The sequence below is a fragment of the Azospirillum endophyticum genome, from assembly GCF_016595245.1.
GTDB classification, from domain to species: Bacteria; Pseudomonadota; Alphaproteobacteria; order Azospirillales; family Azospirillaceae; genus Azospirillum; species Azospirillum endophyticum.
Map to the genome: position 1 here is coordinate 1 of NZ_JAENHM010000052.1, position 24,406 is coordinate 24,406.

25 protein-coding genes are annotated in these 24,406 nt (G+C 68.2%); 12 read left to right on the forward strand and 13 right to left on the reverse strand.

Features of this window, described 5'->3' with window-relative positions; translation table 11 throughout:
- Nucleotides 1–147: 147 nt before the first annotated feature.
- The 7 genes from JHL17_RS17420 to JHL17_RS17450 all read right to left on the reverse strand — a co-directional run bounded on the left by JHL17_RS17420 (nucleotide 148) and on the right by JHL17_RS17450 (nucleotide 6,481).
- A complete protein-coding gene (locus JHL17_RS17420; protein ID WP_200194902.1) occupies nucleotides 148–1,191 on the reverse strand; it encodes a sensor histidine kinase in 1,044 nt (347 codons plus the stop codon).
- Nucleotides 1,192–1,378: 187 nt separating this feature from the next.
- Complete coding sequence (dxs, locus tag JHL17_RS17425; protein ID WP_200194903.1) at nucleotides 1,379–3,292, reverse strand: 1-deoxy-D-xylulose-5-phosphate synthase; 1,914 nt, start codon at nucleotides 3,290–3,292, stop codon at nucleotides 1,379–1,381.
- 25 nt (nucleotides 3,293–3,317) lie between these two features.
- A complete protein-coding gene (locus tag JHL17_RS17430; protein ID WP_200194904.1) occupies nucleotides 3,318–4,220 on the reverse strand; it encodes a farnesyl diphosphate synthase in 903 nt (300 codons plus the stop codon).
- 1 nt (nucleotide 4,221) lies between these two features.
- A complete protein-coding gene (locus tag JHL17_RS17435) occupies nucleotides 4,222–4,530 on the reverse strand; it encodes an exodeoxyribonuclease VII small subunit (RefSeq protein WP_425599630.1) in 309 nt (102 codons plus the stop codon).
- A gap of 191 nt (nucleotides 4,531–4,721) precedes the next feature.
- Nucleotides 4,722–5,651, reverse strand: coding sequence for a histone deacetylase family protein (locus tag JHL17_RS17440; protein WP_042688856.1), 930 nt, complete (start codon nucleotides 5,649–5,651; stop codon nucleotides 4,722–4,724).
- A gap of 208 nt (nucleotides 5,652–5,859) precedes the next feature.
- On the reverse strand, nucleotides 5,860–6,114 hold the full coding sequence (locus tag JHL17_RS17445; protein WP_200194905.1) for a sulfurtransferase TusA family protein: 255 nt from the start codon (nucleotides 6,112–6,114) through the stop codon (nucleotides 5,860–5,862).
- Nucleotides 6,115–6,244: 130 nt separating this feature from the next.
- A complete protein-coding gene (locus JHL17_RS17450; RefSeq protein WP_200194906.1) occupies nucleotides 6,245–6,481 on the reverse strand; it encodes a hypothetical protein in 237 nt (78 codons plus the stop codon).
- Here JHL17_RS17450 and JHL17_RS17455 point away from each other — a divergent pair.
- On the forward strand, nucleotides 6,461–6,850 hold the full coding sequence (locus JHL17_RS17455; protein WP_200194907.1) for an ArsR/SmtB family transcription factor: 390 nt from the start codon (nucleotides 6,461–6,463) through the stop codon (nucleotides 6,848–6,850). The two genes, JHL17_RS17450 and JHL17_RS17455, sit on opposite strands and share 21 nt — an antisense overlap.
- Before the next feature lie 42 nt (nucleotides 6,851–6,892).
- Here the strand turns inward: JHL17_RS17455 and JHL17_RS17460 are convergent, their stop codons facing one another.
- Nucleotides 6,893–7,273 carry a DUF423 domain-containing protein gene (locus JHL17_RS17460; RefSeq protein WP_211113454.1) on the reverse strand — a complete coding sequence of 127 codons (381 nt, stop codon included), beginning with the start codon at nucleotides 7,271–7,273 and terminating at the stop codon, nucleotides 6,893–6,895.
- A 104-nt stretch (nucleotides 7,274–7,377) separates the two neighbouring features.
- Between JHL17_RS17460 and JHL17_RS17465 the strand changes: the two genes are divergently transcribed.
- A complete protein-coding gene (locus tag JHL17_RS17465; protein WP_200194909.1) occupies nucleotides 7,378–8,154 on the forward strand; it encodes a glycosyltransferase family 2 protein in 777 nt (258 codons plus the stop codon).
- Here JHL17_RS17465 and JHL17_RS17470 read toward each other — a convergent pair.
- Nucleotides 8,145–8,372, reverse strand: a complete 228-nt coding sequence (locus JHL17_RS17470; protein ID WP_200194910.1) for a hypothetical protein — start codon at nucleotides 8,370–8,372, stop codon at nucleotides 8,145–8,147. The two genes, JHL17_RS17465 and JHL17_RS17470, sit on opposite strands and share 10 nt — an antisense overlap.
- 156 nt (nucleotides 8,373–8,528) lie before the next feature.
- Between JHL17_RS17470 and JHL17_RS17475 the strand changes: the two genes are divergently transcribed.
- From JHL17_RS17475 to JHL17_RS17510, 8 genes are all read left to right on the forward strand, one after another.
- Nucleotides 8,529–9,224, forward strand: a complete 696-nt coding sequence (locus JHL17_RS17475) for a hypothetical protein (RefSeq protein WP_200194911.1) — start codon at nucleotides 8,529–8,531, stop codon at nucleotides 9,222–9,224.
- A 319-nt stretch (nucleotides 9,225–9,543) separates the two neighbouring features.
- Nucleotides 9,544–11,172 carry an EAL domain-containing protein gene (locus tag JHL17_RS17480; RefSeq protein ID WP_200194913.1) on the forward strand — a complete coding sequence of 543 codons (1,629 nt, stop codon included), beginning with the start codon at nucleotides 9,544–9,546 and terminating at the stop codon, nucleotides 11,170–11,172.
- 141 nt (nucleotides 11,173–11,313) lie between these two features.
- Complete coding sequence (locus JHL17_RS17485; RefSeq protein WP_247893620.1) at nucleotides 11,314–11,649, forward strand: hypothetical protein; 336 nt, start codon at nucleotides 11,314–11,316, stop codon at nucleotides 11,647–11,649.
- A gap of 114 nt (nucleotides 11,650–11,763) precedes the next feature.
- The gene (locus JHL17_RS17490; RefSeq protein ID WP_247893621.1) at nucleotides 11,764–12,243 is read left to right on the forward strand and encodes a hypothetical protein; all 480 of its coding nucleotides are present in this window, start codon (nucleotides 11,764–11,766) and stop codon (nucleotides 12,241–12,243) included.
- Between the two features lie 154 nt (nucleotides 12,244–12,397).
- Nucleotides 12,398–13,585, forward strand: coding sequence for a phosphoserine transaminase (locus JHL17_RS17495; protein WP_200194915.1), 1,188 nt, complete (start codon nucleotides 12,398–12,400; stop codon nucleotides 13,583–13,585).
- Between the two features lie 483 nt (nucleotides 13,586–14,068).
- Nucleotides 14,069–15,013, forward strand: a complete 945-nt coding sequence (locus tag JHL17_RS17500; RefSeq protein WP_200194916.1) for an SDR family NAD(P)-dependent oxidoreductase — start codon at nucleotides 14,069–14,071, stop codon at nucleotides 15,011–15,013.
- 122 nt (nucleotides 15,014–15,135) lie between these two features.
- Nucleotides 15,136–15,909 (forward strand): GmrSD restriction endonuclease domain-containing protein, encoded by a 774-nt coding sequence (locus tag JHL17_RS17505; RefSeq protein WP_200194917.1) that lies wholly within the window; start codon nucleotides 15,136–15,138, stop codon nucleotides 15,907–15,909.
- Nucleotides 15,910–16,089: 180 nt separating this feature from the next.
- Nucleotides 16,090–17,877, forward strand: a complete 1,788-nt coding sequence (locus JHL17_RS17510; RefSeq protein WP_200194918.1) for an ABC transporter ATP-binding protein/permease — start codon at nucleotides 16,090–16,092, stop codon at nucleotides 17,875–17,877.
- Between the two features lie 11 nt (nucleotides 17,878–17,888).
- Here the strand turns inward: JHL17_RS17510 and gcvA are convergent, their stop codons facing one another.
- Nucleotides 17,889–18,794 (reverse strand): transcriptional regulator GcvA, encoded by a 906-nt coding sequence (gene gcvA, locus JHL17_RS17515; protein ID WP_200194919.1) that lies wholly within the window; start codon nucleotides 18,792–18,794, stop codon nucleotides 17,889–17,891.
- 114 nt (nucleotides 18,795–18,908) lie between these two features.
- Here gcvA and JHL17_RS17520 point away from each other — a divergent pair, with 114 nt between their 5' ends.
- Nucleotides 18,909–20,567 carry a thiamine pyrophosphate-binding protein gene (locus tag JHL17_RS17520; RefSeq protein WP_200194920.1) on the forward strand — a complete coding sequence of 553 codons (1,659 nt, stop codon included), beginning with the start codon at nucleotides 18,909–18,911 and terminating at the stop codon, nucleotides 20,565–20,567.
- A 103-nt stretch (nucleotides 20,568–20,670) separates the two neighbouring features.
- Nucleotides 20,671–22,167: an L-piperidine-6-carboxylate dehydrogenase gene (amaB, locus tag JHL17_RS17525; protein ID WP_200194922.1), complete on the forward strand. Its 1,497-nt coding sequence runs from the start codon at nucleotides 20,671–20,673 to the stop codon at nucleotides 22,165–22,167.
- 63 nt (nucleotides 22,168–22,230) lie between these two features.
- On the opposite strand, the gene JHL17_RS17530 is transcribed toward amaB, so the two are convergent.
- From JHL17_RS17530 to JHL17_RS17540, 3 genes are all read right to left on the reverse strand, one after another.
- On the reverse strand, nucleotides 22,231–23,064 hold the full coding sequence (locus JHL17_RS17530; RefSeq protein ID WP_200194923.1) for an anti-sigma factor family protein: 834 nt from the start codon (nucleotides 23,062–23,064) through the stop codon (nucleotides 22,231–22,233).
- Nucleotides 23,061–23,582 carry an RNA polymerase sigma factor gene (locus tag JHL17_RS17535; protein ID WP_200194925.1) on the reverse strand — a complete coding sequence of 174 codons (522 nt, stop codon included), beginning with the start codon at nucleotides 23,580–23,582 and terminating at the stop codon, nucleotides 23,061–23,063. Before JHL17_RS17535 ends, JHL17_RS17530 begins: the two co-directional genes overlap by 4 nt.
- 162 nt (nucleotides 23,583–23,744) lie before the next feature.
- Entirely contained in the window at nucleotides 23,745–24,293 is a 549-nt protein-coding gene (locus tag JHL17_RS17540; RefSeq protein WP_200194927.1) for a tetratricopeptide repeat protein, read from the reverse strand.
- Between the last annotated feature and the right edge of the window lie 113 nt (nucleotides 24,294–24,406).

Sequence of the window (24,406 nt, forward strand, 5' to 3'; positions counted from 1 at the left end):
GGATATTCGCTAGAGAAAGTTGCATCTCGTTCGCAGAAGCGAGATCTGTGCATGCCGTAGCTCCCCAGGGGGGGAGGGCTTATAAGCGCCCTTCTTAACCCGGCTTCGGAGCCCTGAGCCCCGGCTCCCGATCGGGAGCGGCGGGCGTCAGGCGAGTGGAAAATCCACCGACACGCGGGTGCCGCCGGGACTGCTGTCCGCCGTCATCTTTCCGCGCAGCTGGCCGACGAAGGCACGCACCACCTTCAACCCCAGCGTCGTCGCGCGGACGACGTCCAGGCCGGCCGGCAAGCCGACGCCGCGATCGACGACCTCCAGATGGACGCCGCCGGCTTGGCCTCGGTCGAGCCGCACGTCGATCGTGCCGGGGCCTCCGGCGGGATAGGCATGGCGCGCCGCATTGCCGACCAGTTCGCTGACGATCAGGCTGAAGGGAATGACCGCCTCCACCGGCATCTCGGTCGCGTCCGCCGCAACCTGGATGCGGTGCGCGCCGGGCAGGGTCGCCTCGAGTTCCTGGCAAAGCTCGCGCAGATGGACCGCCATGTCGACGGCGCCGGCGCGCAGGGCGCCATGGGTGCGCTGGTGGGCCTGGGTGACGATGCCGATCCGGCCCCCGGCGCTCTGCAGGGCGCGCCGAATCTCCGGATCCTTGCTCGACAGGGTCTGCAGGGTCAGCAGGCTGGAAACCAGTTGCAGCGTGTTCTTCAGCCGGTGGCTGACGTCGCGCAGCCTCCGGTCATGCTCGGCCGCCGACTCCGGGATTTCCTCCGCCGTGACGATCAGGGCGCGGACGGCACCGTTGACGCCCAGCATCGGCGTGACGCGCAAATCCCAGAACCGTTCGCCATCGGCGGCATGGTCGCCGGCCGCCCGGTTGCGCTGGGGCTGACCGGTCCGCCGCGCCTCGGCCAGCAGGGACGACGACAGGGCCGGAAACTGCTCGCTCACATCGCCTCCGGCGACGACGCCGAGGGCGCGGAAGGCGGCGTTGGCAAAGGCGCAGCGATCGCCCTCCCCCTCCACCAGCGCGGTGGGCGTCGGCGTCTGCTCGATCAGGCAGCGCATCATTCCCGGATCGTCGATGCCGACGCCGCCGGCCGCATCATCGGCGCCGGCCAGCCGATCCGCCCCCGAATCCGCACCGAACTCCGCATTCCGGAATGCCGTGACCGCCATCATATGCGCCATCGCCCCTGACCCCGTCTTCTTCCGCCGTCGGCTCATCCCTCCGTCAGCGGCGGGTTACCATTTCAGCCTGGGCAGTTTAAGGCGCCGCTCGCGCTCCGCACCAGTCCAACAACCCGAAACCTCGATAGACAAATGGAATTACGCCGTTCGGAAGGATTCGACGAAAGGATGGATAGGAAACGAACGCTCAGGCCCGCGCCGCGGCGCTCTCGATCCCCAATGCCTGGAGCGCGGTGCGGACGATGTGCTGCGCGGTCAGGCCGGCGGTCTCGTATTGCTTGGCCGGCGAGTCATGGTCGAGATAGAGGTCCGGCAGAACCATCGGCCGGATCTTCAGTCCACCGTCCAGCAGGCCGGAAGTCGCCAGGAACTGCAGCACGAAGCTGCCGAACCCACCGACCGAGCCTTCCTCGATGGTGATCAGCATCTCATGTTCCAGGGCGAGGCGGCGGACCAGATCCTCGTCCAGCGGCTTGGCGAAGCGGGCATCGGCCAGCGTGGTCGACAGGCCGCGCGCCGCCAGCTCCGCCGCCGCGCGCCGGGCCTCGCCCAGGCGGGTCCCATAGCTGAGGATGGCGATCTTGGTGCCTTCCTGCAGGATGCGCCCCTTGCCGAGCGGCAGGACACTGCCGCGGTCGGGCAGTTCCAGCCCCACCCCCTCGCCGCGCGGATAGCGCAGGGCGGACGCGCGGTCGTCGATCGCGGCCTGGGTCGCCACCATGTGCATCAGCTCCAGCTCGTCCGCCGCCGCCATCAGCACGATGTCGGGCAGGCAGCCGAGATAGGCGGTGTCGAAGGATCCGGCGTGGGTCGCCCCGTCCGCCCCGACCAGACCGGCACGGTCCAGCGCGAAGCGCACCGGCAGATGCTGCAGCACCACGTCATGGATGACTTGGTCGTAGGCGCGCTGCAGGAAGGTCGAATAGATGGCGCAGAAGGGCTTGAACCCCTCCGTCGCCATGCCGGCGGCGAAGGTCACCGCATGCTGTTCGGCGATGCCGACGTCGAAGCAGCGGTCGGGGAAGCGCTCCCCGAACAGGTCCAGCCCGGTGCCCGACGGCATGGCGGCGGTGATGCCGACGATGCTCGGATCGGCCGCCGCCTCGGCGATCAGGCTCTGGGCGAAGATGCGGGTGTAGGTCGGCGCGTTGGATTTCGGCTTGGACTGGGCGCCGGTCACCACGTCGAACTTGGCGACGGCGTGCAGCTTGTCCGCTGACTCCTCCGCCGGGCCATAGCCCTTGCCCTTCTTGGTGACGACATGGATCAGCACCGGCTTGTCGTCGTCGGCATCGCGGACATTCTGCAGGACCGGCAGCAGATGGTCCAGGTTGTGGCCGTCGATCGGGCCGATGTAGTAGAAGCCCAGCTCCTCGAACAGGGTGCCGCCGGTGACCATGCCGCGGGCATATTCCTCCGCCCGCCGGGCGGCGTTGCGCAGCGGACGCGGCAGCTGGTCGGCGATCTCCTTCGCCAGATGACGCAGCGACAGGTAGGGCTTGGACGAGATCAGCCGCGACAGGTAGGCGCTCATCGCCCCCACCGGCGGGGCGATCGACATGTCGTTGTCGTTGAGGATGACGATCAGCCGCGACTTGGTGGACGCGGCGTTGTTCATCGCCTCGTACGCCATGCCGGCGCTCATCGACCCGTCGCCGATCACGGCGATGACGTTGCGCCGCTCGCCCTTGATCTTGCTGGCGACCGCCATGCCGAGACCGGCGGAGATGGAGGTGGAGCTGTGCCCGGCTCCGAAAGGATCGTATTCGCTCTCCGACCGTTTGGTGAAGCCGCTCAAGCCCCCGCCCATGCGCAGCGTGCGGATGCGGTCGCGCCGCCCGGTCAGGATCTTGTGCGGGTAGCACTGGTGCCCGACGTCCCAGATCAGCCGGTCGAAGGGCGTGTCGAACACGTAATGGAGCGCAACCGTCAGCTCCACCACCCCCAACCCGGCGCCGAGATGGCCGCCGGTCACCGACACGGCGTCCACGGTCTCGGTGCGCAGCTCGTCTGCGAACTGGCGGAGCTGCTCGGGCTTGAGGGCCCGCAGCTTGGCTGGCGTCGGACAAAGGTCGAGCAGCGGGGTCTTGGTGGCGGTCACGTCGTGATGGTCCTCAAAGCTCTGGTCAGGCGCGGCGCGCGACGACGAAGTCGGCGACGGCCTTCAACATATCGGCACGCCCATCGAAAATGTCCAAGTGCTGCGATGCCTGATCGGCGAGCATCTCCGCCTGGGCGCGGGCACGGTCGCGGCCCAGGATCGACACGAAGGTCGCCTTGCCGGCCTGGGCGTCGCGGCCGACCGTCTTGCCGGTCTCCTCCGCCGTGCCTTCCACGTCCAGCAAATCGTCGACGATCTGGAAGGCCAGCCCCAGATCATGGGCGTAGGCGCGCAGCGCCGTGCGCTGCGGCGGGTTGGCCTTGCCCAGGACGCCGCCGGCCTCGCAGGAAAAGGCGATCATCTCGCCGGTCTTCATCCGCTGCAGCCGGGTGGTGGTGCCGAGGTCGAAGGTCTCGTGCTCCGCGATCAGATCCAGCATCTGGCCGCCGACCATGCCGTGGCCGCCGGCCGCCTTGCCCAGCGCCGCCACCAGCTGGCAGCGGATGTTGGGATCCTCGTGCGTCGCCGGGTCGGCCAGCACCTCGAAGGCGAAGGTCAGCAGCCCGTCGCCGGCCAAGATGGCGGTCGCCTCGTCGAACTGGCGGTGGCAGGTCGGGCGCCCGCGCCGCAGTTCGCCGTCGTCCATCGCCGGCAAATCGTCATGGATCAGGGAATAGCTGTGGACCATCTCCACCGCGGCGGCGACGCGGATGGCGCAGTCGGGATTGACGCCGAACAGGGCCGCCGACTGCATCACCAGGAAGGGACGCAGCCGTTTGCCGCCGTTCAGGCAGCCATAGCGCATGGCGTCGAACACCCGCGCTTCCGGCAGGTCGGTGGTCGGCAGCAGGGCGTTGATCTTGACCTCGACCGCCTGGGCGATATCGGCCAGCGCGGCTTTGAACTCGGTCTGGGAAATGGTCTGCACGTCAGTCGATCCGGGCGGGTTCGGTGCCGAGGGAACCGTCGGCGGTCACGGTGATGCGGTCGATCTTCGCCTGCGCCTCGCGCAGCTTCATCTCGCAATGGCGCTTCAGCGCCGTGCCCCGCTCGTAGGAGGAGATGGCGTCGTCGAGCTTGCCGCGCCCTTCCTCGAGCTGGCGGACGATCCGCTCCAGCTCGGCGAGCGCATCCTCGAAGCTGAGGGCGGCGATGTCGGGCGGAATGGCGGTGCCTGGATTCGGAACGCCTGGAATCGAAACGGCGGAGGCGGAAGGGGGCATGTCGGACAGAACCATCGATGGAACCTCAAGCCCGCGAAGGTATGCCCCGCCCTCGTCCGGCGCAAGGGCCGAGGCAACCCCGTGCCCCGGCCCTTGCGGCCTAGGTGCGGCCTATGCGTTCGGTCGATTCCCCCCACTTTCGGAAGAGGCAACCCTTCGCGATCGGAAAGCCGCGGAGCCGGGAGCGCACCGTCGGCGAGTCATGGTCAGCAGTACATCAGCTCGCGGACATGGGCGGCGCTCGCCGACGCCAGGGCGCGAAGATTGTAGCCGCCCTCCAGGACCGAGACGATCCGCGCCCCGCAATGGGTACGGGCCAGTTCGCCCAGCTTGCGCGTGGCCCAGACGAAATCATCGTCGATCAGATGCAGTCCGGCCAGCGGATCGCGCGAATGGGCATCGAACCCGGCGGAGATGATCAGCAGGTCGGGTTTGAAATGGTCGATCGCCGGCAGGATGACGTGCGTCATCGCATGGCGGAATTCCGGCGACCCGGCCATGGCCGGCAGCGGCGCATTGACGCAGTTGCCGTACTCCCCCTTCTCGCCCGCGTCGCCGGTGCCGGGATAGAGCGGCGACTGATGGGTGGAGCAATAGAGCATGTCCGGGTCGAACTGCAGGATGTCCTGGGTGCCGTTCCCGTGATGGACGTCGAAATCCATCACCGCAACCCGCTGCAGGCCATGGGCCGCACGGGCGTGGAAGGCACCGACGGCGGCATTGTTGAACAGGCAGAAGCCCATGGCCTTCTCCCGCTCCGCATGGTGCCCGGGCGGCCGGACGGCGCAGAAGGCATTGCGCGACTGGCCGGTCGCCACGGCATCGACCGCGGCGCAGACCGCCCCGGCCGCGCGCAGCGCCGCTTCCCCGGACCCGGGCGAGACGACCGTGTCGGCGTCGACGCCCGCATGCTCGACTTCGGGGATCAGGGACAGCACCCGGTCGATGTGCGATTGCGGGTGCGCCCGCAGCAGTTGCTCAACCGTGGCGCGCGGCGCCTCCTGCCGTTCCAGCATGTGGAACTCCTCCGTCTCCAGCGCGGCGAGCACGGCACGCAGACGGTCGGAGCATTCGGGATGACCGAGGCCCGTGTCGTGCTCCAGGCACGCCGGGTGGGTGAACAGGGTGGTGAACATCGATTTTTCGGTCGTTATCGTTGGTTTTCGGGCGGTATTCGCGGCGTTTCCGAAAACCATTCTTCCCGCATCGCCAATGAAAGTACAGGCGGAATACAGGACGATTCGTCACAGTCCACTTTCGAGAACCGCGGCAATCCGTGACACGACCGGATTGGAGTACGGACGGATGCGGCGGGGCCATGTGCCGGATCGTCCGCGGGACCGGTCAGGCCACCCGTTCGATGACGAAGCGCAGGATGCCGTCCTCCTCCGCGACGGACAGCAGGCGGTTGCCCGTCGCCTCGCAGAAGGCCGGGAAATCCTTGCGGGCGCCGGGGTCGGTGGCCTCCACCGTCAAGGTGTCGCCGATGGCGATGGCCTTGATCGCCTTGCGTGCACGCAGGACGGGAAGCGGGCATTGCAGGCCCCTGGCGTTCAGGGGATGGTCGATTGGACGGTCGGTCGCTGAACGGTCGGTCATGGCAAAATGCTATCCGACGCGCGATGCCGTGTCACGACGGATGGTGGGGCCATCCATTGGATGAATGCCGCCGGCGTTGCGGATGATTATCGCTCACAACCGCAAGCGGATATATCTCCGGAACCATTGTTCAGCAGAACGAGAAAAAGCCGCGGCTGACGATGACGGCGACGCTCAAGGCTTCATCGGCTCCAAGCAGCGGCGAGGTCCCGCTGCCGGATTCCCACAGGTGGACAATCCCCATGATGTACGAATATACTAGGATACGAGCATTTTTCTTTGCCAGGCCGCGCAACGACGGCTCACTAGCAAAACGAATCGGAACGGACAGGGCGGCGATAAAGCGATGAAGATCGAGGATTTGCAAGCCAACGCCCGCCGGGCGAGTGCACTGTTGAAGGCGATGTGCAATGAGCGGCGCCTGCTCATCCTATGCCACCTGAGCCAGGGCGAGCGATCGGTCGGCGAATTGGAGGATCTGGTCGGCCTCAGCCAGTCGGCGCTGTCCCAGCATTTGGCCCGGCTGCGCAATGACAATCTGGTCCGCACCCGGCGCAGTGCCCAGAACATCTATTACTCGCTGAACGGGCACGAGGCCCAGACCATCATGACCACGCTTCACGGGCTCTACTGCACCCCGGCCGTGACGGACTCCGACGCCGATACCGATACCGACGGGCGCACCGGCGATCCAAGCGCCGAGCGGTCCGACCTGCGGACCGCCGCGGCAGGCTGAGTCCCCCGGATTTGCGCCGCCGAAAACGGAGCGGCGCAGGGCTCAGCCACGCGCCGTCAGCGCCGCGACCGCCAGGGCAACCCAACCCAGCATGAAACTCCACCCGCCGGCCGGCGCCGTCATCGGCACCGGCAACGGTCCGACCGTGGCCAGCGCGTAAAGCGTGCCGCAGAACAGCAGGATCCCGGCGGCGAACAGCCAGCCGGCAATCCGCAGGGCCAGCAGCCCGGCCGCCCGGCCGGCCAGCCGGCCGTTCAGCGCCACCAGCAGCAGCAGGGCCAGCGCATGCGCCATCTGAAACTGGCCGGCGGTGCGGAACCACTCCTGCGGCTGGCCGGCCAGCGCATGGCTGGCATAGGCGCCGCTGCCGACCGCCATGGCGCCGTTCAACGCGGCGAAGACGATCCAGATCCGGTCTGTCATTCCCACAAGCGCCCTTCCCTTCCTTCGCGCCAGCGCCGGCCCACGGACGGTGCTATCCTGCCGCCTGTCTACAGGCAGGCCGCCGGTGCAGGCAAGAAACGACCATGACGCCCACTCCCTTCATTCCGCCGGTCATCCCCCCGGTTGCGCCCCTCGTCAGCATCATCACGCCCACTTGGCAGCGCGAGGATTTCCTGCCCCGCCTGCACGCCTGCATCCGGGCGCAGACCCATGGCGAGATCGAGTGGCTGGTGTTCGACGACAGCCCGCGCCCGTCGGCCTACCTGAAGCCGCTGGCAAGTCAGCGGCTGAAATACTTCTATTCGGCCGGCCGCTATGCGATCGGCGAAAAGCGCAACATCCTGGCCGAGCATGCCAAGGGCTCGGTGATCGTCCACATGGACGACGATGATTTCTATGCGCCGGCCTATGTGGAGCGGATGCTGGAATGGCTGGACCGGGGGCATGACCTGGTGAAGCTGTCGGGCTGGTTCCTCTACAGCGTGCCGCATCGCCGCTTCGGCTATTGGGACACCGCCGGCGGCGGTTCGCACCACCGCTGGGGACGGCAGGGCTGCAGCTATGTCGAGGCGCCGGACACCCCGATGTCCCCCGACAATCTCGACGGCTACGGCTTTTCCTACGCCTACCGCCGCGCCGTTTGGGAGGCGGTGCGCTTTCCCCCGGTGAACGCCTGCGAGGATGCGCCCTTCGTCAAGGCCGCCCGGGATGGCTTCCGCGTCGCCGCCTTTCCGGACGTGGAGGGGCTGTGCCTGCACACGCTGCACGCCCGCAGCACCAGCCTGTGCCTGCCGCAATACGAACTGCCGCCGCTGTTGCTGCAGCGGCTGTTCGGCCGCGAGGCGGCGGCCTACACCTGAACGTCGAGGAACATGCCGCGGCGGTAGTTGCGGGGCAGGGTCAGCACCCCGTTGACCACAAGGGCAGCCAGTTCGCGCAAGGTCGGAACCCGCTGCCGCCCCTGCTGGGCGACGCCCTCCGCCCGGCCGCGCGCTCCGGCCGCGGGAACCCGTCCGCCGCCGGCATCGGGGCGGATCGGCTCGTTGGAACGGTCTCCGGTACGTCGCGTCTCTACCATGGCAGGTCATTTACCATAAAAGCCCTGCATGGGGAAGCGGCGGCATCAGGCCAGTCAGGAAGACGGTCGCTTCCGGTTTTGCACAAAGCCCGACCATGAAGGATAAAAATCCTATATCTTCTCCGCGATGGTCCCATCATCCTGCGGAGTGAAGCCATGCCCCTCGACAGCCGTACCCTCCAGAACGACCATTTCCCCTGCTGGGCCGAAGAGCCGCCGGTTCCTGCCGAAGGCGCGCTGGTCCCCGGATCGCAGTTCCACGAGGAGCAATGGATCATGGCCGCCGGCATGCTGTCCCGCGGCAGTTCCTTCCTCCAGGTCTCCCGCGCCATGGGCTGCAGCCGCACCACGCTGTGGCGGGCCTATTACGGCTCCAAGGACTTCCGTCACAGGGTATGGTGGGAGCGGCAGGCGCTGAACCGTGAGGCTGAGCTGCGCCTGTCCTCGCTGCGCATCCTGGTGGCCGAACAGATCGAGCGGCTGGTCGCCGCCGGCGATCCCGCCACCGTCCGCTGGCTGGCCGACCGGCTCGGCCTCTTCGCCGGCCTCGACATGCCGGCAACCACCCGGCAAGCCGCCCAGCCGGACCATCCGCCCGCCCCGAAGCCGGCCCCCAGGCCGGAAGACCCGCCCGCCGTCACCGTTCCCGAACTCGACGACGACCTCCCCGGCGCGCTGCGCGAGCGGACGCCGCCCGATCCGCGCGCCGTCGCCGCCATCCTCGCCCGGCCGGAAGCCGAAGGCCCGAAGGGCGCCTATCCCTGGACCGTCAACCCCGACGATCCCTATCCCAGCCTCGGCGCCGGACCGGCGAACGGCCGCGCCGCCGGCCCGTTCTCCCGGCGCCGGTAGGGCCGGATGGAACATCCCCGGAAAAGCGTTTCACGCCGTTCCACCTTCCACCGGGCGCGATCACTTCAGCGGATGCGGTAGCGACCGCAGCTCAGCGGATGCGGTAGCGACCGCAGGTCCGGCCCACGCGGAAATCACCAGCTTGCCGGCCGCCGCACGGCACGCGCGGCACGCGCGGCACGGGTATTCGTGGGCTATGTAATTTCGAGATGGTAGGGTTTCCTTTACGTTTGGAATGCGAACCTTCGACAGACTTTTTACCTTTCCGGGCGCCGTGTCCGGCCCTCCTCCCGCCCACCCGCGTTCCTGCCGAGGCATCATGACATCGGACGTCGCACGCTTCCTGGGCTTCGCATTCGCCAATGCGGATGTGCTGATCGAGGTGGACGCCCGTGGGCTGGTCGGCTTTGCAACCGGCGCCTTGCAGCATGTTCTGGGCATTTCCGATGCCGATCTGATCGGTCAGCCCATCGACCGGGTGGTTGCGGCCGGCGACCGCGGGCTGGTCCGGCGCCTGCTGCGCACCGCCGGCCCCAACCGCCGGCTGGAGCCGCGCGTGGTGGCGCTGACCGGCGGCATGCAGGCAACCTTGTCCGGTTACCGCCTCGGCCGTTCGCCCAACGTGCAGCTGACGCTGACAAGGATGGAAAGCCGGGAGGCCGGCGTGACGCAACCGGCGCGAGACGCCGAGACCGGGCTGCTCGATCCCGAAGCCTTCCAGGCGCAGCTGGGGGAGCGCTTCGGCGTCGACGTCGGCAAGGCGCCGCCCAAGCTGACCCTGATCAAGATTCCCGATTTCGGCGAAGTCAAATCGCGCCTGGGTCCCGAATTGACCCTGCGCCTGCTGGGCGAGGTCGGAGCGCTGCTGCGCATGCATGCCGCCGACGACACGCTGGCGACCCGGCTGGGAGAGGACCGCTTCGGCCTCGTCCACGGCAGCGACGTGTCGGCCGACACGCTCGCCGACGAGATCGCGACGACCGGCGCCGGCCTGTCGCCGGACGGCCGGGCCCTGGAGTCGGAAAAGCTGACGCTCGACATGTCGGCCCCCGGGCTCAGCCGCGAGGATGCCGGACGGGTGCTGATGTTCACGGTGAAGAGCTTCGCCGAGGAGACGGCGAATTTCGACATCTCCACCATGCATGATGCGGTCAAGCTCCTGGTCGACCAGACGGTGACGCGGGTGACCAGCCTGCGCTCGACCTTGTCCGACGACCGCCTGAAGCTGCAGTTCCAGCCCATCGTCTCGCTCGCCACCCGCGGCCTGCACCATTACGAGGCGCTGGCCCGCTTTCCCAACGGCGCCCCAGGCCCGACCATCGCGTTCGCCGAACAGATCGGCATGGTTCATGACGTCGACCTGCTGGTCTGCGAGAAGACGCTTGAGACACTGGCGGCCGACCCTGCGGTGCAGATCGCCGTCAACATGTCCGCGGCCTCGCTCTCCAGCGACATTTTCGTGGTGGCCTTCCAGCGGCTGGTCGCCCGCGACCCGGCCCTGCGCTCCCGCCTGCTGGTGGAGGTGACCGAGTCGACCGGCCTGACCGACCTGCCGCGCGCCGCCCGCATCCTCGAAGACCTGCGGCGCGCCGGCCACCGCATCTGCCTGGACGATTTCGGCGCCGGGGCGGCATCCTTTCCTTATATCCAGGCGTTGCCGGTTGATTTCGTGAAGATCGACGGCAGCTATGTCCGCCGGCTGGGCGGCAGCCCGCGCGACGACGCCATCCTGCGCGCGATGGTCGGGCTGTGCCGGGAAATCCGCGTACAGGTGATCGCCGAGATGGTCGAGACCCAGGATCAGGCGGCACAGCTGAACGCCTGGGGGTTCGAGCTGGCCCAGGGCTATCATTTCGGCCGGCCTGCCGACCGGCCGGCCTACAAACCGCCCAGCCTGTTCGCGCCGCCGTCACCCGCCCGCCGCAGCCTGGCCGAAGGCCGGACCTGAGCTTATAGCTAAAGTCATACGACCAAATCCTTCCCGAACGGGTGGAATGAAACTGGGGGCGGCGACGTTCTTCGACTCATGGGGAACGAGATACCTCGACACCAGGAGGACGCCGGAATGACTGGCCGTTTTGGTTTTGGAATGAAAGCCTTGGTTCTGGGGGCGCTGGTCGCCGGATCGATGCTGGGCGCCACCGTCGCCCCGGCCGCCGCCCATGACGGCTGGCGCGGGGACCATGGCCGGGACTGGGGCGGTCCCGGACGCGGTGGCCCGGAGTGGCGCGGCTGGGAGCGTCCCCACCATCGCCACTGGCGCGAGCGCGGCGTCTATTACGCTCCGCCGCCCGTCGTTTACGCGCCGCCCCCGGTCGTTTACGCTCCGCCGCCTCCACCCCGGGTGATCTATGCGCCGCCGCCCGTCGTCTATGCGCCGCAGCCGGTGGCCCCCGGCTTCGGGTTCAGCGTCAACATCCGCTGACGCTGCCGGCCGCGTGACGAAAAGGACGGCTTCCGGCGAAGCGCGCACCGCATTATGGTGCGCGCCGTTCGGTAAAGCCGCCCCGCCGGGGCGCAGCAGCCAGGGAGACGGCCTTTGCGGGTTCTTAGTGTGCGCGCCGCGGTGGTGGGAAGCCTTTCGATCGCCTTCGGGATCGTCGTCGGAACGGCCATGTCCGCCGAGGCGGCCGAGCCCCGCCTGATGGCGGCGCTGGGGAACACGGTGCTGACGATGACGGACATCGGACCGAAGCACACCCAGGTTTCGGTGAACGACAAGCCCGTGTTCGAAGACAAGGAAAGCGATATGCTGTCCTTCGTCGGCGCCTATTCCCTGAAGGACCGCTGGATCGCCCTGTTCCAGGCCGACACCGGCACCAAGGACTGCCCGACCCGCTTCCGCATCCTGGAGGTCGGCGGGCCGCAGCCGTCGGTCTCCTACCCCTTCGGCTCGTGCAGCGATGCCGCCCAGGTCACCATCGACAACGATGTCCTGACCGTGTCCATGCCGCAGCCAGGCGGTGGCGGCGAAGCGGCCTGGACCTACCGCAACGGCAAGATCGGCCGCACCAAGTAAGCGGCCCGGGGTAAGCGGCCCGCGCGCGACACCCGATGGCGGACCTGCAAATCCGGCCCGGCTGGGTTCCGCGTCCCTCGATTGACGCCGGGGTGCGCAGCTTTTAAGGTCCGGACCTCCGCACATTCCCGTTCCGGGACAGGAAGTCCGCTCCATGAATGCCAGCAGCATCAGCCGGCCCAGCCGCCGTCCGTCCAATCCGCTCTTCTCCTCGGGTCCTTGCGCCAAACGCCCGGGCTGGTCGCTCGACGCGCTGGACGGCGCACTGCTGGGCCGTTCCCACCGCTCCAAGCCGGGCAAGGCCAAGCTGAAGGAGGTCATCGACCTCACCCGCGCGGTGCTGGGCATCCCCGGCGACTACCGCATCGGCATCGTTCCGGCCTCCGACACCGGGGCGGTGGAGATGGCGCTGTGGTCGATGCTGGGCGCGCGCGGCGTCGATATGCTGGCCTGGGAAAGCTTCGGCAGCGAATGGGTGACCGACGTCGCCAAGCAGTTGAAGCTGCCGGACGTCCGCAACCTGATCGCTCCGTATGGCGAACTGCCGGACCTGTCCACGGTCGATTTCAGCCGCGACGTCGTCTTCACCTGGAACGGCACCACCGCCGGCGTGCGGGTGGAGAACGGCGACTGGATCGCCGACGACCGCCAGGGCCTGTCCATCTGCGACGCCACCTCCGCGGCGTTCGCCATGGCGTTGCCCTGGCACAAGATCGACGTCGCCACCTGGTCCTGGCAGAAGGTGCTGGGCGGCGAGGCAGCGCACGGCATGCTGGTGCTGAGTCCGCGCGCCGTCGAACGGCTGGAGACTTTCCAGCCCGACCGGCCGCTGCCGAAGATCTTCCGCATGACCAAGAACGGCAAGCTGATCGAAGGCATCTTCGAAGGCGACACCATCAACACCCCGTCGATGCTGTGCGTCGAGGACGCGATCGACGGACTGCGCTGGGCCCTGTCGCTGGGCGGCCTGACCCAGTTGATCCGCCGCTCGGAACAGAATCTGCGCATCGTCGCGGACTGGGTGGAGACCAGCCCCTGGGCCGACTTCCTCGCCAAGGATCCTGCGAACCGCTCCTGCACCTCGATCTGCCTGCGCTTCACCGATCCGGACGTGGCCGCCCTGTCCGAAGAGGGACAGGCCGCCTTTGCCAAGAAGCTGTCGGCCCTGCTGGAGAAGGAGGAGGCTGCCTTCGACGCCGGGTCCTACCGCGACGCGCCTCCCGGCCTGCGTCTGTGGGGCGGCGCCACGGTGGAGAACGAGGACATGGAGGCGGTGCTGCCCTGGCTGGACTGGGCCTTCGCCACCGTGAAGGCCGAGATGCTCGGCTCCAAGCAGCCCTGACTCCGGCAAAGCGCAAGCCGGTCTTTGCTCCACAGGCTGCCTCGGATACTTGAGACAGGCCCCACCGTGGCATAACTGCCACGGTGGGGCCTTTTGCTTGGGATTGCATTGTGCTCCGCAGCAAAGGATCCGTTGGCAAAACCGTTCGTAGTCAGCAGCATTTCTGCATCAGTGTGACTGGCCCGACGCGCATGGAAGCTTCCCATGCTTGACCATGGTTATCCACAGAACCGTGGACAAGATGGTGGATAAGCCTGTTGAACCGTCGATGCCGCCTGTCCCGAAACCGTCATAGAGAAAGTCGGACCGATTCGCCCGCGAAGTTGCCGTATGGGCGGGGCCGGCTCCCCGGTTGAGGCAGGCCCCTATCCCGAAGATGGTCTGGCAGACTGCAGGTTGTATCCCGACTCTTGAAAGGGATTTCCGGCGCATCCGCTGCAATGCGGCAACGCCGATGCAACGAAGGAAGGGCTTGGACGGACCATGGCGCACTACCTCATCACCGGCGGCTGCGGTTTCATCGGCTCGCATCTGGCCGACAGGCTGCTTGCCGATGGGCATCGCGTGACGATCCTCGACAACCTGTCGAGCGGCCGGCTGGAGAACAAGCCCACCGCCGCGAGACTGGTGGTGGGCGACGTGGCCGATCCTGGCGCGGTGCGCGAGGCGATGGCCGGCGATGCCGGCGAGGGAGTCGACGGCGTCTTCCATCTCGCCGCCGTGGCATCGGTGCAGAAATCGCGGGAGCTGTGGGCGGAGACCCACCGCACCAACCTGCTAGGCACCGTCACCGTGTTCGAGGCGGCGCGCGACGCCAAGCGCGGGAGCCCGGTTCCGGTGGTCTACGCTTCCTCCGCCGCCGTCTACGGGGACAACACCAACACCCCGCTGAAGGAGGACGAACTGCCGCGTCCGCTGTCCGCCTATGGCGTCGACAAGCTGGGCTGCGAGATGCATGCCCGCGTCGCCTGGGCGATCCAGGGCGTGCCGACAATGGGCTTCCGCTTCTTCAACGTCTACGGCCCGCGCCAGGATCCGATGTCGCCCTATTCCGGCGTGATCTCCATCTTCGCCCGCCGCGTCGCCCGCGGCGAAGACGTCGAGCTTCACGGCGACGGCCAGCAGGTCCGCGACTTCGTCTTCGTCGGCGACGTCGTGCGCATCCTGGCGCTGGCGATGGAGCGCCGCTTCGCCGGGGCGCAGGTCTACAATCTCTGCACCGGCCGCGCGACCTCGCTGGTCATGTTGCTGGAGGTGCTGCAGGAACTTTGCGGCAGCAAGGTCCGCCGCCGCCACACCGAAGCTCGGGCCGGCGACATCCGCGTGTCGATCGGCGACCCGTCGCTGATGCGCTCCACCTTCGACACCATGTGCCAGATCGGCCTTCTGCAGGGCCTGAGCGCCACCCTGACCGGTCGCATGCCTTGAGGTCCGACCCCATAGCGGAGTATGACGATAGCGGATCAAGAAGATGAGCAGGGCATGACGACGGCGGCGATTTCCCCCTCTCCCCTCCAGGGGAGAGGAACCAGGTCCTTGAAGGCTTAAACGTGGCCCGCCGCCGATCCCTCCCCCTTCGGGCGCTGTTCATCGTCCTTGCTGTGCTCGCCGTCGTCGCGGTGGCCGAGCGGCTCCACATCATTCCGCCCGGCACGCTCGACCGATTGCTGGGTGAGGAGCCCCACCGCCCGCGCCAGCCGCGCAAGCAGGAGCCTGCCGAGCCGCCGCCGCCGGTCGCCGCCCGCCCGTCCGACCGGATCGACTACGCCGAGGTGACCCGCCGGCTCGACGCCATCCGGGTGGAGCCAGAGAAGCGCGGCGGCTACCAGCGCGAGGAATGGCCCCACTGGCTGGCGCTCGACGGCGGATGCCTGAATGCGCGCGAGAAGGTGCTGATCCGCGATTCCCAGCGCCCGGCGACGCTCGACGCCAAAGGCTGCAGCGTGAAATCCGGCGACTGGCTCGACCCCTATACCGGGGAGCGCTACACCGATCCGCAAATGGTCGACATCGACCATCGGGTGCCGCTCGAGGAGACCTACGCCAGCGGCGGATACGACTGGAGCCGGGAGAAGCGCGCCGCCTACGCCAACGACACCAGCGATCCTCTGACCCTGCTCGCCGCCAGCCGCGAGGCCAACCGCGCCAAAGGCTCCAAAGGGCCGGAGGAGTGGCTGCCTCCCAAGCGCGACGGCATCTGCCTCTATGTCGCCGACTGGATCCTGGTGAAGGCCCGCTGGGACCTCAGCATGGACGAGCGGGAACGGGTGACAATCGGCAACATCCTGACCGACTGCCGCAGCTCCGCCGGGCAACAGCGCTGACGCGCGGTCCGATCTTCCCCGCGGATACGTTTGGCCGACCGCCGGATTCGGGCGAACATCCGCGCCGGGATGACGGGTTGGGACGCGATCCGCGGCAAGTGACAGCGAATTCATGCCTCCGCGGCGGCAAAGGGTGATAATCGGCAAGGCTCGTCCCGGCCGCTTGCGAGTGCCCGACCGATGCCCGTAACTGCTTATTCCCCGATTCCCACGCCCGGCCCGACCGTCACCGGACGCCTGTCCGCCGCCCGCCGGTTTCTCGCCGACGTCTGGCGGCTGACGAAACCCTACTGGTCCTCGGAAGAGAGGTGGGCGGCGCGCGGCCTGCTGGCGGCAGTCATCGTCCTCAATCTGACGGCGGTGTTCATGGATGTCTGGTTCACCCAGATCAATGCGGACATCTTCGACGCGCTCCAGCAGAAGGATCAACCCGGCTTCGTCCATGCACTGCTGGTGTTCGGCGCGCTGGCGCTGGTCTTCATCGCGGTGGCGGTCTATCGCCTGTACCTGAACCAGATGCTGCAAATCCGCTGGCGGCGTTGGCTGACGGAACGCTATCTCGGCGACTGGTTGGAGAACCAGACCTACTACCGGCTCCAGTTCGTCGGTACCGGCACCGACAACCCCGACCAGCGCATCGCCGAGGACGTGCGCAGCTTCGTACAGCAGACGCTGAGCCTGTCGCTGGGCTTCCTGACCAATCTGGTCTCGCTGGTCTCCTTCCTCGCCATCCTGTGGGGCCTGTCCGGGTCGGTGACCCTCCCCTGGCTGGGCATCGACCTGCCCGGCTACATGGTCTGGGTTGCCTTGGTCTATGCCGTCGCCGGAACCTGGATCACCCACAAGATCGGCAAGCCCCTCGCCCGCCTCAGCTTCGACCAGGAGCGTTACGAGGCCGACTTCCGCTTTTCGCTCGTCCGCCTGCGCGAGAACGCGGAGAGCGTCGCCCTGCAGCAGGGGGAGGGACAGGAGGCGCGCGGCTTCGGTGACCGCTTCGCCCGCATCGTCGCCAACTGGTGGTCGCTGATGCGCACGCAGAAGCGGCTGGTGTGGTTCACCTCGGCATACGGGCAGATCGCCATCATCTTTCCGCTGCTGGTCGCCGCTCCGCGTTACTTCAGCGGTGCGCTGCCGCTGGGATCGCTGATGCAGACATCCCAAGCCTTCGGACAGGTGCAGGGCGCGCTGTCCTGGTTCATCGACGCCTACGTCAACTTGGCCGACTGGTATGCCACCACCAGCCGCCTGACCGGCTTCCGCCAAGCGGTGGAGACAGTGCAGGCGGTTGGCCGCGAGCATCCGGGGGTGGAGCGCGCCACCGCAGCTGACGGCGTCCTGGCTCTGGACGGGCTGGCCCTGACCTTGCCCGCCGGCGGCATACCGCTGGTCCGTGCCGACCTGACGGTGCGGCCGGGCGAAAGGCTGTTGATCACCGGCCCTTCGGGTTCGGGCAAAAGCACGATCCTGCGCGCCGTCGCTGGCATCTGGCCATTCGGCAGCGGCCGGATCGCGCTGCCGGCCGGAAACACGGCGGCCAGCAGCATGGTCCTGCCGCAGAAGCCCTACCTGCCCATCGGCAGCCTGCGCGCCGCCGTCACCTACCCCGCCGCCGCTGACTCCTTCGAGGCGGAGGTGGTGCGTGAGGCGCTGTGCGCCGTCGGCATGGCCGGCTTCGCCGACCGTCTGGCGGACGAAGACCACTGGACCCAGCGCCTATCCGGCGGCGAACAGCAGCGCATCGCCATCGCCCGCGCCCTGCTGCACAAGCCCGACTGGCTCTTTCTGGACGAGGCGACCTCGGCCTGCGATCCCGAGACGGAAGAGCGGCTCTACGGCCTGCTGCGCGACCGCTTGCCCGGCACCACCCTGGTCAGCGTCGGCCACCGCCCCAGCCTCGCTGCATTCCATGACCGGCGGCTGGCAGTCCGGCCCGACGGCGACGGGACCGGGGAACTGGTGGCGGCATAGCTCAGCCGGACTCAGCCGGCCAGCTGGTCCCCCCGCGCCTCCGTCAGCAGCCATTGGCGGAATGCGGCGAAGGGTGGGTGGTTGGCCTTGCCGCGGGGGTGGACCAGGTAATAGGCCCGCGTGCTGCGGTGGGGACGGTCCATGGCGGGGACGAGGGTGCCGTCATCCAGTTCGCCGCGGACCAGCAGCGTCGGCAGCAGGGCGACGCCCAGCCCGGCCTCCGCAGCCTGGGCGGTGGTGGCGAACTGTTCGAACACCATGCCGGCACCGGGACGCGGAGCCAGTCCCTGGGCCGATAGCCACTCGGTCCAGGCATCGGCACGGGTGCTGGTGTGCAGCAGCGGCAGAGCCAGCAAATCGGCCGGCTCCGCCACCGGATGCGCCGTGAGGAAGGCCGGGGCGCAGACCGGCAGCACCTCCTCGTCCAGCAGATGGTCGCAGACGGCGTCAGGCCAGTCGCCGAATCCGTAATGGATGGCCGCATCCAGGTCGTGAAGGCGGAAATCGAAGGGCGCCAGCTTGGTGGTGAAGTGGATCGTCACCTGCGGGTGGGCAGCCTGGAAGGCAGGCAGCCGCGGTACCAGCCAGCGCGTGCCGAAGGTCGGCAGGATGGCGAGGTTCAGCACGCCGCCCTTGGGCGCCGCGATGGTCCGCACGGTGGCTGCCGCGATCTGGCGGAGCGCATCGCGGATCGGATCCGCATAGAGCGCCCCGGTCGGCGTCAGCGTCACCCGCTGGCCCTTGCGGACGAACAGAGGGGTTCCGATCTGGTCCTCCAGCGCCTTGATCTGCCGGCTGACCGCCCCTTGGGTCAGCGAGAGCTCCGCCGCCGCAGCGGTGAAACTGCCGGTACGGGCCGCCGCTTCGAAAGCGGTCAGCATGCTCATGGAGGGAAGGAGACGGCGCTGCAAATCCATGATCGCTTCATTACCAAAGCTCATGACCCATGGAAAGAAAGTCGTTTGCGCTCTGGCGCAGGGCACGGCAGGGTCGGTATCCTGGAGATCCGGAACAGGCGGGGCGGGTTCGCGATGAAGACCGGTGGTCAGTTGGTCGTGGAGGCGCTTGAGGCGCAGGGCGTACGGCGGGTGTTCGGCGTGCCGGGCGAGAGCTATCTCGCCGTGCTGGACGCCCTGCACGACAGCCCCATCGAGATGGTCGTCTGCCGCCACGAAGGCGGTGCGGCGATGATGGCGGAGGCGCAGGCCAAGCTGACCGGCCGCCCCGGCGTCTGCCTCGTCACCCGCGGCCCCGGCGCCACCAACGCCGCGTCCGGCATCCATGTCGCCCAGCAGGACGAGACGCCGTTGATCGTGCTGGTCGGCCAGATCGAGCGCGGCATGCGCGGTCGCGATGCCTTCCAAGAGGTCGATTACGGCAAGCTGTTCGGCGGCATGTGCAAATGGGTCGCCGAGATCGACAGCGCCGACCGCGTGCCGGAGATGATCTCCCGCGCCTTCCACACCGCGATGGCCGGCCGCCCCGGGCCGGTGGTGCTGGCCCTGCCGGAAGACACCCTGACCGAAATGGCGGACACCGCCGCCGCTCCGCGGGCCGAGCCGGTGGACAGCGCTCCGACGCAGGCGCAGGTGGCGTCCTTCGGCGCCCTGCTGTCCAAGGCGGAGCGGCCGTTGCTGGTCGTCGGCGGCTCGCGCTGGACAGCGGAGTCGGTCGCGGCGCTTCAGCTTTTTGCCGAGCGGCTTACCCTGCCGGTTGCGGTCACCTTCCGCCGCCAGATGCTGTTCGACCATTGCCACCCGCTTTACGCCGGCGATGTCGGGCTGGGCATCAATCCGAAGCTGACTGCATTGCTCAAGGACAGCGATCTGCTGATCCTGCTGGGCGACCGGTTCTCCGAAGTGCCGTCGCAGGGCTACGGGTTGCTGGGCATCCCCGATCCGGACAGGGCCGTGGTCCACATCCACCCGGGTGCCGAGGAGATCGGCCGCGTTTATCGCCCGACGCTTGGCATGGTCGCCACGCCGGCCGCCTTCCTGGAGGCGGTGGCGGGACTGAGTCTGACGGCAAAGTCCAGCTGGGCTGCCCGTGCCGAGGCCGCCCATGCCGCCTACCAGGCATGGAGCACCCCGCCCGACGCGATCCCGGGCGACGTTCAAATGGGCCGCATCATGGCTTGGCTGGATGAGCGGCTGGAACGCGACGCCATTTTCACAAACGGCGCCGGCAACTACGCCACCTGGATCCACCGCTTCCACCGTTTCCGCCAGTTCGGCACGCAAGCGGCGCCGGTCTGCGGCTCGATGGGCTACGGCCTGCCCGCAGCCATCGCCGCCAAGCTGCAGCACCGCACCCGCGACGTCCTGTGCTTCGCCGGCGACGGTTGCTTCCAGATGACGGGGCTGGAGTTCGGCACCGCGGTGCAGGAGGGTGCCGCCGTGATCGTGCTGGTCGTCGACAACGGCATGTACGGCACCATCCGCATGCATCAGGAGCGCGAATATCCTGGCCGTGTGTCGGGCACCGGACTGCAGAATCCCGATTTCGCCGCCTTCGCCCGCGCCTATGGCGGCCATGGCGAGACGGTGGAGACCACCGACCAGTTCGCCCCGGCCTTCGAGCGCGCCCGCGCCTCCGGCCTGCCGGCGATCCTCCACATCAAGCTCGATCCCGAAGCCCTGACGCCGACCCGGACCCTTTCTGAGATCCGCGCGGCGGGCAAGGGGAAGTGATTCAAGTCTCTCCCCCATCGGCCCCCTCTTTCAGTCGGGAAGATGGGTGTTTTCGGGATCTATCCAGTAACGCCTCCGCTTTTTGACCCAAGGAGCCACCCCGGTGCAGCACAGCGACATCCTCTCCCGTTTCGGCCTGACCTCCAGCGGAGCCGGGCTGACCGCCCGGTCGCCGGTCGATGGCGCCACGCTCGCCACGGTGGCGGAGACCGCGCCGTCGCAGGTGTCGGACATCGTCGCCAACGCCGCCCGCGCCTTCGAGGCGTGGCGGTCGGTGCCGGCCCCGCGCCGCGGCGAGCTGGTCCGCCTGCTGGGCGAGGAACTGCGCGCCGCCAAGGAGGATCTCGGCCGCCTGGTTTCGCTGGAAGCCGGCAAGATCTACCAGGAAGGCCTGGGCGAAGTGCAGGAGATGATCGATATCTGCGACTTCGCCGTCGGCCTGTCGCGCCAGCTCTACGGCCTGACCATCGCGTCCGAGCGTCCGGGCCACACCATGCGCGAGACCTGGCACCCGGCCGGCCCCTGCCTCGTCATCTCCGCCTTCAACTTCCCGGTGGCGGTGTGGTCGTGGAACGCGGCGCTGGCGCTGGTCTGCGGCGACCCGGTCGTCTGGAAGCCGTCGGAGAAGACCCCGCTGACCGCCGCCGCCTGCCAGGTGATCTTCGACCGCGCCGTCGCCCGTTTCGGCGATGCGCCGGCCAACCTGTCGCAGGTCGTCCAGGGCGGCCGTGAGATCGGCGAGGCTTTGGTCGCCCATCCCGGCTTCCCCATCGTCTCGGCCACCGGCTCGACCCGCATGGGCCGCGAGGTCTCCAAGGTGGTGGCCGAGCGCTTCGGTCGCTCGATCCTGGAGCTGGGCGGCAACAACGCCATGATCGTGGCACCGTCGGCCGACCTCGACATGGCGCTGCGCGCCATCCTGTTCTCCGCCGTCGGCACCTGCGGCCAGCGCTGCACCACGCTGCGCCGGCTGATCGTCCACCGCTCGGTCAAGGACCAGCTACTGCCACGCCTGAAGGCGGCCTACGCCTCGGTGTCGATCGGCAGCCCGCTGGAATCCGGCGTGCTGATGGGCCCGCTGGTCGATGCCGACGCCTTCAAGGCGATGCAGCGTGCGCTGGACTCCGCGAAGGCCGAGGGCGGCACCGTCACCGGCGGCGAGCGTACGCTGACCGACCGCTTCCCCAACGCCTATTACGTCACCCCGGCCATCGTCGAAATGCCGGCCCAGTCCGAGGTGGTGCGGCATGAGACCTTCGCGCCGATCCTCTACGTCCTGACCTACGACACGCTGGAAGAAGCCATTGCGCTTCAGAACGCGGTGCCGCAGGGCCTGTCCTCCTGCATCTTCTCCACCGACCTCCGTGAGACGGAGCGCTTCCTGTCGGCTGCCGGGTCCGACTGCGGCATCGCCAACGTCAACATCGGCCCCAGCGGTGCCGAGATCGGCGGTGCCTTCGGCGGCGAGAAGGAGACCGGCGGCGGTCGCGAGTCCGGGTCGGATTCCTGGAAGGCCTACATGCGCCGCCAGACCGCGACGGTGAACTACTCCTCGGCGCTGCCGCTGGCCCAGGGCATCAAGTTCGAGATCATGGGCTGAGATGTTCCCGGCCGGGGTGGGTCCGCCGCTGGCGAGCCTGTCCCGGCCGGAAGGCCAAGCGTATCAAATCGCCAGCCGCTGCCGGACCGCTTCGGCCTTGACCGTCAGGTCCGCTGACGGCAGCCGGCCGATCAGCAGGGCGGCATGGTCCGGGCCGTTCCAATAGGCGATGGACAGCCCGCCGCGCATTTCCTGCTCCACCCCGCGCACGGTGCCCGGACGGCGCAGGATGCAAAGCGCCAGTGGACCGCTGAGCGGATCGAGATAGGTGATCTGGGCCAGCGGCATGTCGTCGTAGGACAGGATCTGCGCCCGGCGGAATTCCGCCCCACCGACCTCCACCGCCTCCGGCGTCAGGGACAGGTTGAGCGGCCGGTTCAGGGCGGCGAGCTGGGCCGACTGGGCGTCGCGGCCGGGCGTGGGCCCGCCCAGCGTCTCCCGCGTGTACAACCCCATATATTGCGCGACCACGCCATGCCAGTGGCGCTCCCGGTCCGGTCCGCCGTCATCGTCGGCCAAATCGTCGCCGTCGCCGGTTCCAAGCAGCCCGACCAGAATCCGGTCTCCCAGCACGCCTGCCGCCACCGAGGCGGCGATGGCGCCGAACAGACGACGGCGGGTCATCGGAACGACCGCATTGGCGGCAACCGGCGGCACGGATATCCCGTCGAGCATGCGTTGCAGATCCGCCGCCGGGGCGGCGTCCAGCAAGGGCCGGAAGGCCTCGCCGAAGGGCAGGCTGGCACGAGAAAGATGCTCCACCTTTGCGGCGACCGCCGGATCGCGCTCCATCAGGGCGAGCAGCCGGGCGCGGTGCGCTTCCTCCAGCTCGCCGTCGATGAAGGCGGTCAGTTCCTCGTCGGAGGGGATCGGGGACTCGTCGCTCTCTCCGCTCATCGTGCCGCTCCGTCGCTCATCCTGTCCGCCAGCTTTGCCCGCGCCGCCGCCAGACGGCTCATCACCGTTCCGACCGGCACGTCGAGGACCGCCGCGACCTCGCGGTAGGTCAAGCCTTCCACATAGGCGAGGAACACCGCCGCCCGCTGGGCTTCCGGCAGGTCGCCGACCAGCCGCATCACCTGCCCCGCCAGCACCTTCACCTCGGCTTCGCGCGCGCCGTCCACTTCCAGGCTCGTCTCCGCCTCCACGGTTCCTTGGCCGAAGCGGACCCGACGCGCCCGGACCTCGTTCAGCCAGACCGAGTTCAGGATGGCGAACAGCCAATGGTCGATGCGGGAGCCGGGCTGGAACTGGCCGTGCCGCTCCAGAGCCCGCAGGCAGGTCTGCTGCACCAGATCGTCCGCCCAGTCGCGCTGCCGCGACAGGACGAAGCCGTATCGCCACAGGCGCGGCAGGGTGACGGACAAGCCCTGCCTGACTTCCGCTTCGCTGGCGATCTCACCGCTCCCTCGCATGGCATCCGGTCCGATCCGGTCCCGGCGACGCAATACCGGCCCCGACCACCCATATGCCTCACGGCCGCCTTCGAAGATAGCCATCATCCGCCTTCCCGACGACTGAACAAAGCGGCGGGACCGCCCCCGGATTGCGCGGGACGCGCTCCCACCGGTGACCCGTCAGCCCCTGGCCGGCGCGGCGATGGCCTCTTCCAGGTCGCGATACTCCTCGCATCCGGTGCCGCAGATGTTGCGGATGGCCGCCAGTTGTTCCCGTGCCAGATCGACACGCCCTTTGAGCACATAGGCCTCGCCGAGATATTCCCGGACTTTGGGGTAGGACGGATCGGCGGCAACCGACTTCAGGTAATAGCCGATGCCCTCGTCGATGCGGCCGAGCTTGCGGGTGGCATAGCCACGGTAGTTCAGCACGACGGGGCTGTCCTGGTTGCGCGCCGTCCCAAGGATGTCCAGCGCCTCCTGATAGCGCTCCGCCTTCGCCAGGGAATAGGCGTAGTCGGCGATGTTGTCGTCGCTGAGGTTGGCACCGCTCTGCTTGACGCACTGCTTGGCCTTCTTGTCATAGACCTCCCCCGGCTTGCAGGTCGGGGTCGTGTCGTCGCCCATGGCGCGGGCGGAGACGGGGGCCAGCAGGCCGGTGCCGAGAACGGCGGCGCACAGCAGACCGGCCAGGGTGGCACGGCCGACCTTCAAACGAACGCTCATCATGACTTCTCCTGAGTTCGACGGGTGACGGTTCGCCGTATCGCGGCGCTGGCGGACAACACGCCACCTCCGCCGCCTATTCGGTCGCGGATAAGTTTTTTCGGCCGCTTTCCGCT